Annotated in this window: 18 protein-coding genes; 3 read left to right on the plus strand and 15 right to left on the minus strand. The window is 32.9% G+C overall.

What is annotated here, in order from left to right; genetic code table 11:
- Window positions 1–156: 156 nt before the first annotated feature.
- From vgrG to BLW23_RS11715, 8 genes are all read right to left on the minus strand, one after another.
- Window positions 157–1,902, minus strand: a complete 1,746-nt coding sequence (gene vgrG / locus BLW23_RS11685) for a type VI secretion system tip protein VgrG (protein ID WP_093670036.1) — start codon at window positions 1,900–1,902, stop codon at window positions 157–159.
- Complete coding sequence (locus BLW23_RS11690) at window positions 1,903–2,634, minus strand: CIS tube protein (RefSeq protein WP_093670038.1); 732 nt, start codon at window positions 2,632–2,634, stop codon at window positions 1,903–1,905.
- A 10-nt stretch (window positions 2,635–2,644) separates the two neighbouring features.
- The gene (locus BLW23_RS23230; protein ID WP_176829806.1) at window positions 2,645–2,809 is read right to left on the minus strand and encodes a DUF5908 family protein; all 165 of its coding nucleotides are present in this window, start codon (window positions 2,807–2,809) and stop codon (window positions 2,645–2,647) included.
- Between the two features lie 2 nt (window positions 2,810–2,811).
- Complete coding sequence (locus tag BLW23_RS11695) at window positions 2,812–3,252, minus strand: phage tail protein (RefSeq protein WP_093670040.1); 441 nt, start codon at window positions 3,250–3,252, stop codon at window positions 2,812–2,814.
- Between the two features lie 87 nt (window positions 3,253–3,339).
- Window positions 3,340–3,783 (minus strand): phage tail protein, encoded by a 444-nt coding sequence (locus BLW23_RS11700; RefSeq protein WP_093670042.1) that lies wholly within the window; start codon window positions 3,781–3,783, stop codon window positions 3,340–3,342.
- Between the two features lie 117 nt (window positions 3,784–3,900).
- Window positions 3,901–5,844, minus strand: coding sequence for a phage tail sheath family protein (locus BLW23_RS11705; protein ID WP_093670044.1), 1,944 nt, complete (start codon window positions 5,842–5,844; stop codon window positions 3,901–3,903).
- A gap of 24 nt (window positions 5,845–5,868) precedes the next feature.
- Entirely contained in the window at window positions 5,869–6,927 is a 1,059-nt protein-coding gene (locus tag BLW23_RS11710; RefSeq protein ID WP_143032159.1) for a hypothetical protein, read from the minus strand.
- A gap of 4 nt (window positions 6,928–6,931) precedes the next feature.
- Window positions 6,932–7,507 carry a Pvc16 family protein gene (locus BLW23_RS11715; protein ID WP_093670048.1) on the minus strand — a complete coding sequence of 192 codons (576 nt, stop codon included), beginning with the start codon at window positions 7,505–7,507 and terminating at the stop codon, window positions 6,932–6,934.
- A 518-nt stretch (window positions 7,508–8,025) separates the two neighbouring features.
- Between BLW23_RS11715 and BLW23_RS11720 the strand changes: the two genes are divergently transcribed.
- Window positions 8,026–8,688 (plus strand): hypothetical protein, encoded by a 663-nt coding sequence (locus tag BLW23_RS11720; RefSeq protein WP_093670050.1) that lies wholly within the window; start codon window positions 8,026–8,028, stop codon window positions 8,686–8,688.
- A 352-nt stretch (window positions 8,689–9,040) separates the two neighbouring features.
- A complete protein-coding gene (locus BLW23_RS11725; RefSeq protein WP_093670052.1) occupies window positions 9,041–9,508 on the plus strand; it encodes a cupin domain-containing protein in 468 nt (155 codons plus the stop codon).
- Window positions 9,509–9,619: 111 nt separating this feature from the next.
- Here the strand turns inward: BLW23_RS11725 and BLW23_RS11730 are convergent, their stop codons facing one another.
- Window positions 9,620–9,994, minus strand: coding sequence for a hypothetical protein (locus BLW23_RS11730; RefSeq protein ID WP_093670054.1), 375 nt, complete (start codon window positions 9,992–9,994; stop codon window positions 9,620–9,622).
- A 375-nt stretch (window positions 9,995–10,369) separates the two neighbouring features.
- On the opposite strand from BLW23_RS11730, the gene BLW23_RS11735 reads away from it, so the two are divergent.
- Window positions 10,370–10,846, plus strand: coding sequence for a hypothetical protein (locus BLW23_RS11735; RefSeq protein WP_093670056.1), 477 nt, complete (start codon window positions 10,370–10,372; stop codon window positions 10,844–10,846).
- A 23-nt stretch (window positions 10,847–10,869) separates the two neighbouring features.
- On the opposite strand, the gene gldA is transcribed toward BLW23_RS11735, so the two are convergent.
- The 6 genes from gldA to BLW23_RS11765 all read right to left on the minus strand — a co-directional run bounded on the left by gldA (window position 10,870) and on the right by BLW23_RS11765 (window position 16,638).
- Entirely contained in the window at window positions 10,870–11,763 is an 894-nt protein-coding gene (gene gldA / locus BLW23_RS11740) for a gliding motility-associated ABC transporter ATP-binding subunit GldA (protein ID WP_093670058.1), read from the minus strand.
- A 130-nt stretch (window positions 11,764–11,893) separates the two neighbouring features.
- The gene (locus BLW23_RS23865; RefSeq protein WP_093670060.1) at window positions 11,894–12,871 is read right to left on the minus strand and encodes a dihydrofolate reductase; all 978 of its coding nucleotides are present in this window, start codon (window positions 12,869–12,871) and stop codon (window positions 11,894–11,896) included.
- Window positions 12,853–13,035 carry a hypothetical protein gene (locus BLW23_RS11750; protein WP_093670062.1) on the minus strand — a complete coding sequence of 61 codons (183 nt, stop codon included), beginning with the start codon at window positions 13,033–13,035 and terminating at the stop codon, window positions 12,853–12,855. Before BLW23_RS11750 ends, BLW23_RS23865 begins: the two co-directional genes overlap by 19 nt.
- A gap of 258 nt (window positions 13,036–13,293) precedes the next feature.
- Window positions 13,294–14,118, minus strand: coding sequence for a thymidylate synthase (locus tag BLW23_RS11755; protein WP_093670064.1), 825 nt, complete (start codon window positions 14,116–14,118; stop codon window positions 13,294–13,296).
- Window positions 14,119–14,598: 480 nt separating this feature from the next.
- On the minus strand, window positions 14,599–14,787 hold the full coding sequence (locus tag BLW23_RS11760; RefSeq protein WP_093670066.1) for a hypothetical protein: 189 nt from the start codon (window positions 14,785–14,787) through the stop codon (window positions 14,599–14,601).
- Between the two features lie 90 nt (window positions 14,788–14,877).
- Window positions 14,878–16,638, minus strand: coding sequence for a NupC/NupG family nucleoside CNT transporter (locus tag BLW23_RS11765; RefSeq protein ID WP_093670068.1), 1,761 nt, complete (start codon window positions 16,636–16,638; stop codon window positions 14,878–14,880).
- Window positions 16,639–16,654: the final 16 nt, after the last annotated feature.

Genomic DNA, 16,654 nt, shown 5'->3' on the forward strand with positions numbered 1-16,654 from the left:
TGTTACATTGTTACATTAAATATGTCTCAATACAATTTTTACTCCTTCCGGTCGCAAAAAACACTCGACATGACAAACTACTTTTAATTTTGAGTAGTCATCAGAAGCACTACTTATCAACAACTTAACACTCAACATTCATCACTTAACACTACCTTAATTAATCTGTACTAACGCCCCTTTTAATACAGCGATAGCACTTGTTGACATCTCAGCTCCTGCAGAACCTTCAGCCTTGAACTCAGCATTTGCAGCAATACTTACATTGGTTCCTTCAATAGAAACATCCCCCGATGCTTTTAATGCAATATCTCCAGCACTTTCCATAAGTATCCCACTACTGTCTATCGTTATTTTATTAGAGTTATCATCTTCAACAACAATAGTTCCTGCATCTTCATCAAGTGTGATAACTTTCCCCGCTGGTGTTGATATATTTATCGATTTTTTATCATCGTCAAAAACGACTTTCATATCGCTACGTGTAACAATTCCTTTTTCGTGATTATCATCACTTGCTGATATTGGCGATGGCTTGGCACTACTATGTAACATTCCTAAAACCACTCCATTGTTTGGATCTTGATTAATGAATCCGACAATCACTTCATCACCAATTTCAGGTCTGAAAACAGTTCCTCTATTCTCTCCAGCATCTAGTAAAGCCAATCGGCACCAAATACCTTGTTCTTTATTGTTAATGATGGGGATCTGAACTAAAATGCGTTCTTCTCCATCTGGATCTTCTTCTAACTGAGAAACAATCCCTACTTGCAAACCTGCAATAGCTGGAATTAACCCTGAAGCCGGTTGTGGACTAATATCAAAAGTTTCAGAAAACCACTCTGGGTTTAATCCGAATTGCGCGTTTACCACCCAATTCCCTTCCGTTATTGTATGACTTATTCCTGTGATATAGGCATTTCCATTAAAACGATCTCCTACTCCCTCAAGCTTTAAAATAGTATTTGGTTTTACCGCCGGAATTCCTTGAAGTTTTACCCGACCTCTCACTTTTGCTAATTGTTGAAACATCCATTTCGCATCCGCCCAATCTTGCAATGAAGTATCAGTTACCGCCCCTCCATGTCTTAACTCATAGCTATCTAAACCTATAGTTTCTTTTAAATCACTTGCCGAAAGGTTACCATTTAAATTTATTGATGGATCTTTACCTTCAATCTCTAAAAGTTCCTGATCTGCATAGTTCCATCCATAAGAAGCTACTTTTTGAACCTGATGTCTGGCATCGATTTCTGCATCAAAATCGAGTAAGGTTGCCCCAAAAGTGATCGTTTCAATTTCACTCTGAGAAACATCAGGTTTTGCTATCGTTATTTTTCCATCATCAACAATGCATATTTTCCCATTTGCCTGCGCTCTTGATACGATAAAATCCCAATCAGAGGTATTGTATTGCACCAATTCTAAATGCTTTTGATTCGTAGCTTCTACATCTTTTTCTAAACCATATTTCCCTATAATTTCCTCGAATATTTCGCTGTCCTTACTTTCAAAGTAGTAGTTACTTTTTCTACCGATGGTCATTTTTACAGCTTCATCTTTACATTCAATTATTAAATGCGTAGTATTCGATCTAATCTTTAAATTATGCTTTATAATGATTCCTTTAAAAATCGTTTCTTCATCAGAATGATATCCTGCCGTTATCTCAATTTTCTTTCCAGGAATTAATAATTCTTCATTACTCAATTCAAAATCTCTTTTAGCCGCCTCGCCATCGATCAATACAATTTGAGCTGTTGGAATTCTATTGACTTCTTTTGTTACCAAAATGCTTTTTACTTGGTATACAGCAGACAATTCTTCTCCCTCTACTAATAACTTATAGGTTATTAAATCTGGACTCTTTGATGTTGCTATGACGCCGCTATTATTCATTTATGAGATTTTTGCTATGGGTGGAAAAAACAATTCTTGTCCTGGAGTTAAATTTCGAAAGTTACTTAGCTTATTTAGTTTGGCTATTTCTAAGTAATACTTAGGATCTCCATAAATTTTATACGTCATTAAAGGCAAGGTATCTCCAGCCTTAGCTATCCTATAATGGGTTAAATCTGGTGATTGATTATTTTCTTCGGCCACTCTTTTTTCTGGCTCGATATAGGCTATAAATTTTGCCTTAGCAATTGCTCTTAAAGGTGTTCCATCAGATTTAAATAACTTATACTCGAAAGAAAGTGTTGTTAATACACAGTTGAAATTGAGTGAACCCCAGATGATTTTTAAATAGTTAGGTTTGTGTTTATCTCCGTTATAATCGAAAACCGCTTTTTTGAAGTTTTCAATATCATCAATAATTCCTTTACCATGATCTTTATAAAACTTCTCATCTTGCTTCGCCTCTTTATCATTTCCAAAGTGAGCGATAACTCCTGTTCTATCAAAAAGAAATTCTAAATCTAAATCTGAAGGTAAAGACCTGGTGAACTTCGGATCAGAATTACTATTCCCAGATCCTTGTTCGGTTTTGTATTCCGTCTTATACGACTGAGTATATTTCTCTGGATTTAGGAGTGCTGTATAACGAAGCGCTTCGATTTCATCTTTTTGATCAAAGCTATCCTCTTTATAGCATCGTATTACCAGTTTTTGTAATTTACCTTCGCTCATGATTTAACTCTTAACGTTCTTTTTGCTTTTCTAACAACTCCATTACTTCCTCTATTGAAGTTGAAATGATAGCCTCATTATTATCTTTTGTTTGCTGACCGCTATTCGAACTTTCTTTGTTCGGACCTTCCTTTACATTTATTTTAATGTATAATTCTTTAATTTCTATTGCCATAACTAACTCACTGTAAAATAATGGTATGATAACTCTATCGTTTCAATAATTACTTTGTTTTCTTCGGCGTTTAAATCGGCCACACTCCATTTAATTGGATATGCATGCGATATTTTCCAAGTTTGCAAAGCCTGTTGTTTTTCATCAAGAAGTGATATGGTTAAATCCACCGGTTGAATATCAAAGTTCTCTATTGCTTTTCGACACCATTTAATCACACCTGAGTCGATAAGCATTCCGCGTTTTAAAACTAAGTTCGGGTATTTGGTTCTGACCGGAATTTTATGCTTAAATCGATTTTCTCCTCCTTCAGCAACTTCTTCAGTTTCTAGATCTACTGAAAGACCTGAAACCGATTGAAATCGATGATCGTGTTTTTTATTCGCTATGTCGGAAAACTTTACAGTAAAATGAAAGCCAACCGGTGGATAATAATTAGCCATTGTTTATTGAATTATAAATGTTTAATTATGAATTATGAGTTATTAAATCCTCAAATCAACTCATTGATACATTCGTAAATTGATATATTAAACAATAGTTAACTTCTCATGAACGAACTCTGCAGTTTCAATGGCGATTTCATTTCCATCAGCTTTTAAATCTGTTGGTTGCACTTTTGTTACATATGCATTTTGCGCTTTCCAAGTAACTGCTGGATCTCCATTCTCATCTAGTAAACTAATGGTTAGGTCTCCTCTAAATTTCTCCCCGTCTTCCTGAAAATAAACGGTTTTAGCCCATTGATCGTAGAACTGTTTGCTTTTATCAACAAAAGTTCCTCTTTTAATAGTGATGTTGCTGTATTTAAACATTCCAGGTTGCTTCGTTTTGTGATATTCACTATCGGCTCCACCTCTATATTCGATGGTTTCGTTTTGAAAATCTAACCCTGAAACTTCAGTACAATTAATTTCTGTTCCCCCGTGATTCACTTTGAAGGAAAACTTTGGAATTGGATATGCTTGTGACATGATTTTTTTAAATTTTAAATGTTAAATTTTAAATATTGATTCTTTAGCATGATGATTCAACTATGAGTAATCACCTCTATACTAACACCTCAACACTTAATACTAATTACCCCTCAACTATGCTTCTTGCATTTTATGAGAGAATTTTAAGATGATGAATTCAGCAGGACGAACTACCGCCATTCCTATTTCAATGATCATGTTTCCTTCTAATACATCTTGTGCTGTCATGGTTTCACCTAGACCAACGCTTACGTAAAACGCTTTATCTGGTGTTGGTCCAGCCAACGCACCCGCTCTCCATTGAAGTGTTAGGAAATTATCAATCATTGCCTTAACTCTCACCCAAGTATTTTTATCATTTGGTTCAAAAACAAACTGCTCACTAGCTTTTTTAATTGACTCTTCTGCCATGTTAAAGAACCTTCTTACTGGTACATAACGCCATTCGTTATCGTTTCCAGCTAAAGTTCTTGCTCCCCAAACTAAGGTTCCTTTTCCTATAAAAGTCCTAATTGCGTTAATAGATTTACCTGCTAACGTATCTACATTTAAATCTCTTTGATCTTCATGTGAAACTTGTACCGTTGGTTTAATTACATAGTTTAGACTTACATTTGCAGGTGCTTTCCAAACTCCTCTATCTGAATCAACTTTAGCATAAACTCCCGCCATAGCACTACTTGGAGGCAATACCATTGGAATGTTTGCTATTTCTGCCGTAATTTGGTTATATAACTGATTATTATCGTTTTTAACGTCGCTCAATTTTTTAACGGTCGCACTTCCACTTGCAGTTGGCAAGTTGTCAATAAGAGTTTTTAGCTCACCTGAAGCAACTAATGTTGTAATTTTATCTACTATTGAATCTGTAGAAGTTGTATGTGTTCCTAATACTCTTTGCACCGATGGATCACTTGCTGTTGAATCTGATATTTCGTTTAAAACTTTGGTTTTAGTGTCATCACTATTTAAACGATCAATAGCTTTATTTAGGTCTACTTGAATTTCTTCTAATTCGTTAGTAATCCAAGAATCAAAATCATTTGCTTGTGAAGTTGCTGATCCGTCTTCTCTAGCCAAATCTAGCGCCTTGTTTAAATTGGTTTCTAAGCCTCCTAAACTATTTTTAATATCATTGATTTTCCCAACAATGTTTGGCACTTGTGCTACAGAGTCTAAATCTTCATTTGGCCCCGTAAACCCATCAACGGTCGATGCCAAAGCATCAATATCCGCTAATAAACCACCTAAATCTGTGGTATCAATAGCATCTGAAATCGCTTTTACTTCCGCTTGAACATTTCTAGGTGCAGCTGTACTTATGGTTACATCTATTTCAGACTCATCATAATTATAATCTAAAATTGTTTCAATAAATGGATAATAGACTGCTCCGTATTTGATTTCATCTTTATTTGAAGAAATAGTATTTCTTAAAGCAGTAATATTCGGATCTGTAACACTTTCAGCATCATAAGATCTAGTATCTATAATGGTAAATCTATCTTGTAAATCTTTACACTGCATTAAAGCATTATTGTATAAAGAGTAAAAATCATTATCATTGTTTATTGCTGTTGCATCAGGAAATAGTAACAATGTTGGTTCATCTACTTTTCTAACAGTAGCAAGGCTGTCGTTTAGTGTATTGAATGACACACTACTTACTTGCGTATCATCAGTATCTAAATCATCACCATATCTACCCACTGAAATTATATAACAGGCTCCTCCTCCATTTGCATAAAACATTTGCAAACTGTTATACATTAAAAATGGCGATCTGTTTGCTGCCGAAGGAGCTTTTACTGACACTTTTCCATCTTCCACAAATACTTCTATATCTGTTTCGGCCTTCGCTGCTCCAAAAAGGTTTTCATACTCCAACATAGAGTTTATGCGAGTTGGAACTCCTTTTAAGTCTCCCTTAATTTTATTAGTTGCCTTTTCGGTATAACCAATAAAAGCAGGGATTGCTGTTTCTACTTGAGCTACCGAAGGTGGAAATTTCACGATTTCCTCTACGTAAACTCCTGGTGTTTTGTACGCTGACATAATTAATAGTTTTAATTAATTTTTGGTTTATATAAATACTTCCGAATAATACTTTTGTGCTTCTTTGATAATAATTTCAGGGGTTGGGTTTGGAAAAAAGTAATCTCCTTGTGGTTGAGGTAGAACGTCTTGATTTTCAATCTCAACCCTTCCATTTTTCGTCAATGGTTTCTTTTGTGTCGTGGTCATTATGGTTGAGGTTTGCAACTCTTTATACCTCCAAAATGTTTCTCTGTTGTTAATGAACACTTCAAAATCAGGATACACCTTAGGTAAACACTGCTTTTCAAGATCAAACTGTTGATTATTCGGATTTTTTACGTTTATACTCTCGGTAAACTCAGTGTTATCATCTCCTTTTATTTGTAATTGCAGTACGCCTACAATCCCTCTATTCTTAAGTATTTTAACAGCAGTATTGAGTGTATTAATTACCTCCTGTTCTGCATCTGTTAAAGATTGTGCGTTTTCAATTTTCATTTCTATAGCATTCAATTCGTCTGGCTGAATAACATCAATAGAAACTAGATTAGGAACGCGTAGTTGTTTCTGATTTTCTACTTCAAGATTGTATACTAGCTGTCTTGTTTCTTTTTCATTTATTAAAAACCTCTTCCATTTTCTTTCTTTCGAAGTAGCTCTGAAAATATTGATGCCACTAGAATCTCTATTCGTTAATAAATAAAGTTGAGATATCTTTTTTTCAACAATACTTGAATAGTTATAGAAATATGGATCGTGTACTTTTAAATAAAACGTAAGGTTCAGTGAATCATCTAACGGGATCACCGGGCTATATCTACTAACTTCCATCCCTCCTTCTAGTGCTATCTGCTTATTAGTCTCAGAAAGAACTCGAAACCCTTTAGCATGATTTCTAATAAACAATCTGTGATTTTTTAATTTTTGAACTGTACTCATTGTAGGTACAATACCTAGAAAGTCTTCTAACTCATACTTTTTTTCAACTGTTTCTCTATCTTCTTCTGCTAATCTCGTAGCTCCATTCGTTTGAAAAAATGTTTTTTCTCCTTCATCCAAAAAGTAGGTGTGATATAAATTAAAGTCAAATAGCGTTTTATACATAGCCTTAGTTTTTAATGAATGGTTCTTTTTGAATACCAGAAACTACTTTGCCTTCTCTAGTAATCATGTCTCTTTCAATTTCCAACAATGTTACCTTGTACAATGCTGAAGGATATTGCTTACCTCCTAAGGTTCCCCATATATAATTTAGCTCTTCGAATGATGGAGTGTACAATTGAGTAATGAACTTAAAACTCTTTAAATCTCCCAAACCATCTATACCATCGTAATTAGTATTATTATGAGTAAACACACGTTTGCCTTGAAAAAATTCAATGACTTTTGTAAGACTTTTTAGAGACTCGGTATAGGTTGATTTGTCAACACTAAATAGTACATAAAGATTTAAGTAAACTTTTGGATTCTTATAACTTACCGAAGTTCCATTGGTATAGTTATTTGAGGTGTTTTTTAAGGAAAATTCTTCCTGAAGATTAACTAAACTCAGTGAAATGTCTGGGCTGTTTCCTGGTGAGCTTCCCTCTCCATCCACTGAAGCGATGTTCGATAAAGCCACTGCGTTTTCACCAAGGTAATCGTTTAGATCTTCTGTAATGATTTGTAATACCTCAAAAATCATTTGCGTAGTTAGTTTAGTTAGTTTTTCCCCTTTCCAAAACAGCTATGTTTCTACTGATATGTAAATACACTGTTTCGGATACATGGTAAAATTACTCCTACTTAAAAAGAAAATTCGCAATGAAAATCTCTTTTCAAAAAGTAGTTTCCCCTAAATTATTTTAAGTGCTTTTAGACTTAAAAAAAGGGGAAAAGCCTGTTTCATTTTATTGACTTTTAATTGACCCTACTAGAAATAAAGGTTAAACTGATTGTTGCAAAGGATTTAGAATTTTTAAAACAAAAAATCAATTACGAATTGAATAGTCTCATTCATCCGAACAAACAATTACCGAATTAACATGCTCGTATTCGGTTTGAATATATATGGGGAAACAATTTCGAATAACAGACGAATTTTCACCCTAAGTTTTTTCCTTTTCAATTACTTTTTATCCTCTTTCATGTAGATTTACAAGTATTTAATAATCAATATTTATTTAGTTTGTCGTATCTAAAACTTTATAAATATTATCTATTATGAAACGATTTGTTTTTGTTGTATGCATACTCTTTACTTTAAGCTGTTCCAAGAATATTGAAATTGACCCTACCATTTTTAACGAAGAACTTTCAGTTCTTGAAAACCTTCAAAATGGAGTATCGACTCTTCAAATAGCAAATAGTCTTGGAAAAGAAGCTTTATATGGAGTTAATTATGAAGGAGGCTTTATTTTTCATGTGAATGAAATAAATGGATCTTTACTTGTAGCTTGTAATTATTCTGAAATTGGACCAAAATCATGGGGCGATCATTTTAATTTAACTACTAGTAATCTTATCAGCGATGGTATGAAAAACACTATTCAAATTATTGAGGGAAATGCAGCAAACAATTCAAATGTTACAAATGGTTTTGAGTTTGGAAGTGACAACTACGTCTTCAAAATTGCCTATGATTTAAACTATAAAAATCATGATGATTGGTTTATTCCGAGCAAAGAGTCGGTAGAAGCAATATATTTAAATTTACACGAAAAAGGTATGGGTAACTTCGATGAAAGTTTGTTTTACTGGACCTCATCAAAATCAGGTTATGAACCTTATGTTATGAGTTTCGATTCAAACTTTAATGGAGAAGCATTTTTAGGTTCATGCTTCAATTCAAACTCCATAATTGTTGTCAGAAAAATAAATAGATAAGAGAAAGTAATAGACAAGCAAGACTCATGATTACTTCTTTGTTTATTATCTTATTATTTATACTTGACCCGAATTTTGCCTTTTTTTGTATTACACTATCGTAAACCCTATCACATTATACGACATACTATCTCTACTTGGGTTTTATAGTTAAGTACGGAATTTCAAAGCTTATTCGGGTTCTTTTTTGAAGAACATTTCAATCATTATTCTCTATTTTCATCTATTGTCGGATATCAATATTTTTATATTTCGAATAAGTCCAAGCCTTTTAAAATTTTATCCTATACAGAAAATATACATTTTCATAATCTTTGTAACACAAAACAGAATACAAACAAAACTGGTTATAATGGAAACAAATCAACATTCATTTTTTTGTAAGGCGAAAGAAGGAACTCATGTATTATCAACAGGAAATTTATATAGAATAATTGCCGAAGGAAAAAGAACTGAAAACAACTTTTCACTAATGGAAGTAACATTAGAGTCTGGACAAGGGGCTCCTCTTCATATCCATACGAAAGAATACGAAGCCTTTTTTATATTAGAAGGAGAAGTTACTTTCAACCTAGAAAACGTTGATTTTTTTGCTAAAAAAGAAGACTTTGTTTCTTGCGCTCCGAATGAAATACGTGGTTTTAAAAACAATTCTAATACTAGAGCTCGCATGTTATTGTTTTATAGTTCAGCAGGAGTTGAAGAAATGACCCTGCGAAACGGAATGATTATTAAAGAAGGAGTAAAGCCATCTATTAAAAATGAATATAAAACTCAGTGCCCCATTTTGTCAAAAGAATATGGTATAAAGGAACTTTAAAATAATATTTCAGGGCAGCATTACTCTAAGAAATTAACAATCAAACATAAAAAAATCGCACATACTGTTAATTATGTGCGAGATTGTTTTTTTGAAACTTTTTATATTAGTCTATGCTATTTGAGTAACCGTTAATGTACCGCTTCCTGTGTTATCTGAAGATGTTACATCAACAATAAATGCATATAATTTATCACTGTCCGTTCCATAGGCTCCAGTTCTAATGATTAATGGATTCGTCGAATCGTTTGATGTATCTACAGTATAAAACCAGCCTTTCGAAGCGTTATTGGTGTTATAAATAACTACCTTATCAACAGGGTATTCGTTGTTATGATATTTAACAGTTGATTCATAGGTAATCTCGTATACGCCATTCGGGTGAATTTGATGCCCACTTAGAGTTGTCATTAGTTTTCCTTGATGAATATCCAAAACGTCCTTCTTTGGATTAATAGTAATAGAAAATGGAGCTTGAAGTGCCATAATTATAAAGTTTAGGTTCCCTACTCTTTTTAAACAGGTTTTTCGGGTAACACCTTCGTCATAAAAACCTATGACTACAATTCAAAGGTGAAGAACTTTTAATTGTTCTTTTCAAAAACTTCCATAAAAAGCCTATTCTGAAGAACAAAGTAACAAATTATTGGAAGAAGAATTTTTAACTTAACTGTAAAAATTAGATTTCTTTATCATTTCTTCCTTGGAAAGGATTTCTAGTTGTTTTTTCTCTGAAATTCAAAAAAAACAATGTGATTTCTTATTCCTCCTTTAAGAAACCTAATATCCTGTTAAAGCAAGAGTAATTATTTATTCTCTAAAATTCTTACTATATATTAGTCACCCATATAAAAGCTATTCATGAAAAGAACATCCCTCTTATTTAGTTTTATCTCAACCGTGTTTTTTTTAGTATTATTTCTTAACTCTTGTCAAAGAAATTCAAAAGCCAAACATTCAACAGAATCTCCTGCTATCATTGGAACATGGAAATTATTAACGGGCACTATTATCAAAGAAAAAGACACTACAGTTACAGATTACACCGCTAATCAAGAAGTTATAAAAATAATTAACAATACACATTTTGCTTTTCTAAGACATGATCTTAAACAAGACAGTACCGCTATTTTTGTGTCTGGTGGTGGAAGGTGTGAAATAACTTCTCAAAGATATATTGAACATTTAGATTTTTGCAATTTTAGGGAATGGGAGAATAACAAATTTGAGTTTGAATATAGACTCTATGGAGACACCTTAATAACCAAAGGAATTGAAAAAGTAACTTCAATCAATGTAAATCATTTAAACATTGAAAAGTATATTCGCTTACAGTAAATTCGAAATAGTTTTGCTACCTATTACTGAGTTAACTCTTGAAATAAGTTTTCTAAGTTTTTATTTTCTGAGTTTAACCCAAGAATTTTCAATCCGTTCTCTTGAGCAAAATCAAAAATTACGGGACGCATATCTTCAGTAGTTTCAAACTCTAGCGTCCAGTTATTCTCAGTTGTATTTTTAAAAGCACTTATATTCGGTAATCTTTTAACAAACTGTTCTTCCAATTTATAATCGAAAGTCACCTTTATTACCTGCTTATTACTTGATTTAAGAGCTTTCAAAGCTTCATCAACAACCAACTCTCCTTTGTTAATGATAATAACTCTATCACACAAAGCTTCAACCTCTTGCATAACATGCGTCGATAACAATACCGTTTTATCTTTTCCAAGTTCTCTGATCAATTGACGAATTTCAACCAATTGATTTGGGTCGAGCCCTGTAGTTGGTTCATCTAACACCAATACCTCCGGATTATGCAAAATTGCAGCTGCCAATCCAACTCGTTGTCGGTATCCTTTTGATAATTGCTTTATTTGTTTATTAGCCTCAGGTGTAAGTCCTACTTTTTCAACTATTGTTTCTATATGGCTTTTCTCTACTGAATGAATAGCCGCATGAAATTGCAAATACTCTCTAACATACATATCCAGATACAAAGGATTGTGCTCTGGCAAATATCCAATTTTCTTTTGCGCTTCAATTGGATTTTCTACAACATTAACACCTCCAACAAATACCTCGCCTTCACTTGGTTTAATAAACCCTGTAAGCATTTTCATTGTCGTAGATTTCCCTGCTCCATTAGGACCTAAAAACCCAACAATTTCTCCTTTCTCTGCTGAAAAAGAAATAGCATTCACTGCGGTTTGAGCTTTATATTTTTTCGTTAATGAAGTAAGTTGTATTGACATATTTTTCTGCGATTTGATATAACTAAACTTAAGTAGATCACTTGATCTTAACACCTAAAAACCAAAGTAAATAAGACTTAAATACTGTAAGTCATTAATTGATTTATTCCTTTTTTTGGTAGTGACCGACCTACTCGGTTTTCTGAATCTCTCGTTGAGACTTTCTTACATAAGAAACGAAGCTATAATCATATTTATTTTTATCATCGGCTTTAAAATCTTCTCGACGTACCTCTTTCCATTGGTTAGAATTAATTTCTGGAAAATAAACATCTGCTTCAAAAGATGAATGTACATGTGTGATATCTAACTTATCAATGAATTCAAAGGCTAATACTTGTTTATAGATTTGTGCGCCACCTATAATAAAAATTTCATCATCACTTTTCGCTAGTTCAACAGCCTCCTCAATACTCCCAGCAGTCAAGCACCCCTCCTGTTGATAATTTTTATCTCTTGTCACGATAATGGTTGTTCTATTTGGCAATGGTTTCCCTATACTTTCGTAAGTATTACGTCCCATGATAATATGATGCCCAGAAGTTAACCTCTTAAATCTTTTTAAATCTGCAGGTAAATGCCAGATTAAATCATTTCCTTTTCCTAACTCATTATTTTCTCCAATAGCTGCAATTACCGTTATCATTTGAGGTAGTATTTGTTTTATATGATGCTTTGCATGGTTGATGTAATCTTCAATCATTTCTGCAAAAGTATGAATCTCTTTAGTTTCCTTACTAATATCAAGTAAAAGATTTGTTTTCTCTTTTGGAAAATGCTCCCAAACATGTAAAATTTGCCAATTAACGGCCTCCCACAAACTTAATATTCTAGTGACGGGAAGTTTTTGCCAATGTTGTGATCGTACCCATTCATTTTGATTATACATCACATGTGGTGTATCTTCATATTGAACACGAATATAACGCTGTAAATTATTAAAGGTAGAATCTACTAAGTGACCCAACAATTCTTTTTTACTCCATTTTCCAGAAGATTTTTTCACATTCCAATCTTCTTCCGTAATACATAACGCTTTTTGAGGAAACTCGTGAAGTATTTTTTTTAACGATATAAGAGCACTGTCAATTACATGTTTTTCACCCATTCTTTTATATAGCTCGAAAAATCTTCTTTACTGGTTATTTGATAATCTTTACTGTTTTCAATATTATTTATGATGGTTTGAATAGCTATTAAAACATTTTCGTCATTAATTTCGGCTATTTTTTCATAAATACTTTCTTTTATTGTGTCTATTTCTGTGGTCATTTTTTTAGCTAAATTGTTTTTTACTAAGATAATAACATCTTTTAATTTTTAACACTTAGGAACGATAAAAGAACGTTAAATCATAAAAAGACCATTGAAATATATACCGATAATAGATAGCCTTACTTTGGTTTAATAAACATATTAAAACAAGCACTCATTGACAGCGCATTACTCAATAAAAAAACGCTCTTGATAACAAAAGCGTCTTAAAGTTGTATAAATAATTTCTTAAATTTCTAAATAGAAATCATGTATTTAAATTGCTACTTTTCCTTTTATATGAGGATGTGGATCGTAGCCAATCAATTCAAAATCTTCAAAAGTAAAGTCTTCTATGTTTTTAATTTCTGGATTTAATTTCATCGTAGGTAAATCCTTTGGTTCTCTCGATAGTTGCAGTTCCAATTGCTCAAAATGGTTATTGTAAATATGTGCATCTCCAAAAGTATGGACAAACTCACCTGCTTCGTAACCGCAAACTTGAGCTACCATTAACGTTAGTAATGCATAAGAAGCAATATTAAAAGGAACTCCTAAAAAAACATCAGCACTTCTCTGGTACAACTGGCAAGACAATTTACCATCAGCAACATAAAACTGGAAAAATGCGTGGCACGGTGGCAACGCTGCTTTCCCGTTGGCTACATTATCCGAAAATGATTTTGACGTGTCTGGTAGTACAGAAGGATTCCATGCAGAAACAATCATTCTTCTACTATCTGGATTCTTTTTTAAGGTCTCAATAACTTCCTTTAATTGATCAATTTCTTCACTATTCCAATTACGCCATTGATGCCCATAAACTGGTCCCAAATCTCCTTTTTCATCTGCCCACTCGTTCCAAATTCTTACGCCATTTTCTTGCAAATACTTTATATTGGTATCACCTTTTACAAACCATAACAGTTCGTAAACAATAGATTTTAAATGAAGTTTTTTTGTCGTTACCATTGGAAACCCTTCACTTAAATCAAATCTCATTTGATAGCCAAAAACACTTTTGGTTCCTGTTCCTGTTCTGTCCTCTTTCTCATTTCCGTTTTTTAAAACGTGCTTTACTAAATCTAAATATTGCTTCATTTTGTTATAATTCTACCTAAGGATAAGATTTGGTAAAAATAAAAAAGCATCCATAAAAAGTATTGATGCTTTAGAATTTCTTTTCAGTAAGTTATTAACGAAGAATTAAGTCAATTCACATTTATTACCGTGACAATAACCATAATCGAAAACTCTAAGTTATAGCCATTCAACTACAACATTGGCTATTACCTTTACAATAATGACGATCAATACCTCAGTTAATTCCCAGCTACTCTTGCTTACTCAAAGCTTTAAACCTTTGAAGGCTTTTCATAACTACCTAATTGACAATAAACTTCGTTTTCTTAAATATAGAAAGAAAGGTATCTCCATAATTATTTTAAAATGTTAAATAGAATGAATTGATCTACTTTGCACCACTTCCCCAATATTCGATATTTTAAGCTAACAAAAAACACCAATCATAACTGATTGGTGTTTCTACTATTTTTTTTACTTTAAAAAAAGATTATTAGACTATGCCCAAATACATCTATTTCCCATACAATAACCGGCATCACAATATCCTGACCCATCATCGTAACGAACACAGCATTCTCCTGGACCTCCACAGTAGATCTTCCATCCACGTCTTTGCCCGCTAATTTCCTTTTTTTCTTCTTTGCTTAGAATTTTAAATCCTTGTAAATTTTGTAATTTTTTCATAATTAGTTGATTTAAATAAAATTTGGTTACTCTAATATAGTAAAAACCATCAACGAATCATGTATAATTTAATCGAATTTTGAACAAAAATTATCCTATAATCATTCCTGCAATTGTAGCTGACATTAAAGAAGCAATAGTACCTCCGATAAGAGCTTTTATTCCAAACTCAGATAATGTTTTTCGTTGTCCAGGAGCTAATGATCCTATACCTCCGATTTGAATACCAATAGAAGCGAAATTAGCAAACCCACAAAGCATATAAGTAGCCATAATTACCGACTTATTATACGTTAAGTGCGTAACATTTTCGATATCTTTTAAATCAGCCAACTGTATATACCCTACAAACTCGCTCGCTGCAAGTTTTATCCCTAACAACTGCCCCATAAGTGCCATATCTTCACTGGCAACACCAATTAACCACATGAGTGGAGCAAATAGGTATCCTAGAATAAATTCGAGTGATAAATATTGATATGGTGTAGCTCCTGCGATACGTTCATTTAACGAAACAAATTTCCAATCAAAATATTCTATTCCGTCAAAACTACCAATTCCTCCTAAAACGCCATTAATCATAGCTATAAAAGCTACAAAAACTAACAACATGGCTCCTACGTTCATAGCTAGTTGTAATCCTTCTGTAGTCCCGTTAGCAATGGCATCTAGTATATTAGAACCTATTTTCTCCTGAGAAACTTGAACATCTGTATTCACTTCCTCGGTTTGAGGATACAATATTTTTGAAATAATAATAGCTCCAGGTGCCGCCATTACCGATGCCGCTAATAAATGCTTTGCATATAGTAATTTTAAAGCTTCATCATTTCCTCCTAAGAACCCTATATACGCAGCTAAAACAGCTCCTGCCACTGTTGCCATACCACCAATCATCACTAAAAGCATTTCTGATCGATTCATTTTTTCAAGATATGCCTTGATCAATAAAGGTGCTTCTGTTTGTCCTAAAAAAATATTTCCTGCAACAGATAAACTCTCAGCTCCTGAAATTTTTAATATTTTACTTAGCGACCAGGCCATAATTTTTACCACTTTCTGAATAATTCCAAGGTAAAATAATAATGAAGTTAATGCGGAGAAGAAAATAATGGTTGGTAAAATTTGAAAAGCAAAGATAAATCCAAAGGTATCCATATCTGAAATTAAACCTTCAAATAAAAACTTACTCCCCGCTTTAGTATACTCTAAAATTTCTACAAACCCTTTTCCAATAAAATTGAATACAGCTTGTACAAACGATATTTTAAGTACTCCAATAGCTATAATAACTTGAAAAATTAAGCCCAAACCTACTATTTTCCAATCTATAGCTCTTCTATTGGAACTAAATAAAAAGGCTAATACAAGCAAAACAAACATTCCAAGCATCCCTCTGAACATACTGTTCATTGAAAAACCTTGACTAGGAATAATTCCATTTTTTTTCTGTTCGATTTGAATATCCTGATCAGCACTTACTACAGCACCCGCCATTTCTTTCTGGGTATCAGAAAACTTGTATAAAATATTTTTTTCAGAAAGCACTAAAACACTATCTGATAATTCGGTTATATTATAGTAACGTACAGTATCTTTTGGTAAGGTGTAATTAAAGATTAAAAGATTATTCTGGTGTATATAAGTTCCAGTTGCCTTTAAACTATCTTTTGAAACTAATGAATAATTGAAATCTCCTTTGGTTAATTCAAAAACATCATTCTCATTAACAGGAAGAATCTCCTTCCCATCTAAGGTTTCTATCGAAGAAAAACTCCATTCTTTTTCAATACTTTGAGCCATCGTTCCAAACGAAAGCCAAAGTATTAAAAGAGTTAATACCTTTTTCATTCTTTGTAGTTTTATA

It is taken from the genome of Tenacibaculum sp. MAR_2009_124, assembly GCF_900105455.1.
Classification (GTDB): domain Bacteria; phylum Bacteroidota; class Bacteroidia; order Flavobacteriales; family Flavobacteriaceae; genus Polaribacter.

What these genes read in the sequence shown, in the direction of transcription:
- BLW23_RS11735 (WP_093670056.1), top strand. Translation starts at nt 10,370, where the DNA reads ATGAAAAGAACATCCCTCTTATTTAGTTTTATCTCAACCGTGTTTTTT.
- BLW23_RS11765 (WP_093670068.1), bottom strand. Translation starts at nt 16,638, where the DNA reads ATGAAAAAGGTATTAACTCTTTTAATACTTTGGCTTTCGTTTGGAACG.
- BLW23_RS11695 (WP_093670040.1), bottom strand. Translation starts at nt 3,252, where the DNA reads ATGGCTAATTATTATCCACCGGTTGGCTTTCATTTTACTGTAAAGTTT.
- BLW23_RS11690 (WP_093670038.1), bottom strand. Translation starts at nt 2,634, where the DNA reads ATGAGCGAAGGTAAATTACAAAAACTGGTAATACGATGCTATAAAGAG.
- BLW23_RS11725 (WP_093670052.1), top strand. Translation starts at nt 9,041, where the DNA reads ATGGAAACAAATCAACATTCATTTTTTTGTAAGGCGAAAGAAGGAACT.
- BLW23_RS23865 (WP_093670060.1), bottom strand. Translation starts at nt 12,871, where the DNA reads ATGGGTGAAAAACATGTAATTGACAGTGCTCTTATATCGTTAAAAAAA.
- BLW23_RS11760 (WP_093670066.1), bottom strand. Translation starts at nt 14,787, where the DNA reads ATGAAAAAATTACAAAATTTACAAGGATTTAAAATTCTAAGCAAAGAA.
- BLW23_RS11720 (WP_093670050.1), top strand. Translation starts at nt 8,026, where the DNA reads ATGAAACGATTTGTTTTTGTTGTATGCATACTCTTTACTTTAAGCTGT.
- vgrG (WP_093670036.1), bottom strand. Translation starts at nt 1,902, where the DNA reads ATGAATAATAGCGGCGTCATAGCAACATCAAAGAGTCCAGATTTAATA.
- BLW23_RS11715 (WP_093670048.1), bottom strand. Translation starts at nt 7,507, where the DNA reads ATGATTTTTGAGGTATTACAAATCATTACAGAAGATCTAAACGATTAC.
- BLW23_RS23230 (WP_176829806.1), bottom strand. Translation starts at nt 2,809, where the DNA reads ATGGCAATAGAAATTAAAGAATTATACATTAAAATAAATGTAAAGGAA.
- BLW23_RS11710 (WP_143032159.1), bottom strand. Translation starts at nt 6,927, where the DNA reads ATGTATAAAACGCTATTTGACTTTAATTTATATCACACCTACTTTTTG.
- BLW23_RS11700 (WP_093670042.1), bottom strand. Translation starts at nt 3,783, where the DNA reads ATGTCACAAGCATATCCAATTCCAAAGTTTTCCTTCAAAGTGAATCAC.
- BLW23_RS11755 (WP_093670064.1), bottom strand. Translation starts at nt 14,118, where the DNA reads ATGAAGCAATATTTAGATTTAGTAAAGCACGTTTTAAAAAACGGAAAT.
- BLW23_RS11730 (WP_093670054.1), bottom strand. Translation starts at nt 9,994, where the DNA reads ATGGCACTTCAAGCTCCATTTTCTATTACTATTAATCCAAAGAAGGAC.
- BLW23_RS11750 (WP_093670062.1), bottom strand. Translation starts at nt 13,035, where the DNA reads ATGACCACAGAAATAGACACAATAAAAGAAAGTATTTATGAAAAAATA.
- gldA (WP_093670058.1), bottom strand. Translation starts at nt 11,763, where the DNA reads ATGTCAATACAACTTACTTCATTAACGAAAAAATATAAAGCTCAAACC.